The sequence below is a fragment of the Rhodoferax sp. RT5P35 genome (genome assembly GCF_056521385.1).
The window spans coordinates 1-1238 of record NZ_JBWMAX010000204.1; the positions used below are offsets into that span (position 1 = coordinate 1).

Here is a 1238-nt window from a genome sequence, read left to right on the forward strand (position 1 = left end):
TTGAGGTCAGCGTGAGCCACCACCAGCTGGCGGTCCATGGCCGCACCGCGTACCAGGTTCATGAAGAATGTTTTGCCGGAGCCGTACTCACCGATGACCAGGCGAAAGGCTGATCCACCATCGGCGATGTGATCCAGATTTTTCTCAAGTGCCGCGATTTCAGCATCACGTCCAACTTGAATGTGCCTGGCTCCCAACAAGGGGGTAACGCCTGCGCGCAGGGACTGAATGAGCGCGTCGCGTTCGCGCGGGCGTAGTGCTGGACTGAGCATGTTGGTCGCTTTTTTATCCCTGATGAAGAGGGCATCTTAAGTCATACATCTGCAGCCAAAGTACGTCGTGGAGCGTTATGTGGTCTTGGCTTTCTTCGCCATGATCAATTGTTCGAACCAAATTTTTATCTGGATTGGCGCGTCAACATGTGCTTGATGGCCGTGGCGTAAGGTAAGTGTGCCGTCTGGTCCAGTTCAGCTTGCAGTAGCGGTAGCCACTCAGATTCATTCAACTCTCGACTGGCCAGTCGTGGAGCGCTTTTCGCTATGATCTGGATGGATATCAGACGCCCGCACATCAGGCGCTAACCGCCATTTTTGTCAAAAATTTCAACGTGTTTGATCACCAACACGCCAGCACAATCACCGCATGCCTGCACACAACGTCAAATCCTGCTCCGTCGCCGCCATGGCAGGCATCTCCATTGTCATGGTGCTCATTGCGCTCGACCAGACGGTATTGGGCACGGCCGAACGGGTGTACAACTTTCACCAGCAAACGTTGCATGCGCTGAAAGAAATGGTGCAAGCCGTGGGCGTGGAGCACCCGCAGGACATCACGGCCCACCACATCGTGCGGCGCACCGCCGACCGCAAGGTGCAGTCGCTGGCGCAGCTGATCCTGACCCTGTTGCCCGAAGGCGCCTTGCTGCAGGACGACCTGAGCAGCCTGCCGCTGATTTACCAGCACACCTGGCCGCTGGCCAGCAGCGACAGCTTTGCGCTACAAACTTCATAGCTGCCAGTGCACGTGGATAGTGGGCTAGAAGCCTATTTGGCATGAAAACACGGCTACCGACCGCCATGCCGACGACCTGTGACGTGCTGGTCGTCGGTGCGGGCCCGGCCGGCAGCGCCTGCGCCCAGTGGTTGGCGCGCGCCGGGATGGACGTCCTGCTGGTGGACCAGCAGGATTTTCCGCGCGACAAAATTTGTGGCGACGGGCTGATTCCCGATTCGCACGCC

At 58.0% G+C, this 1238-nt stretch carries 3 protein-coding genes; 2 read left to right on the forward strand and 1 reads right to left on the reverse strand.

The genetic code is table 11. The features are described 5' to 3' along the window. A partial coding sequence (locus AC097L_RS24970) for a BREX system ATP-binding domain-containing protein (protein WP_479589405.1) occupies window positions 1–272 on the reverse strand: 272 nt, incomplete at its 3' end. A 370-nt stretch (window positions 273–642) separates the two neighbouring features. Between AC097L_RS24970 and AC097L_RS24975 the strand changes: the two genes are divergently transcribed. Both AC097L_RS24975 and AC097L_RS24980 read left to right on the forward strand, forming a co-directional pair. Then, entirely contained in the window at window positions 643–1011 is a 369-nt protein-coding gene (locus tag AC097L_RS24975; protein ID WP_479589406.1) for a hypothetical protein, read from the forward strand. A gap of 65 nt (window positions 1012–1076) precedes the next feature. Next, window positions 1077–1238, forward strand: a 162-nt coding sequence (locus AC097L_RS24980; protein WP_479589407.1) for an FAD-dependent oxidoreductase, incomplete at its 3' end; no start/stop codon positions are given.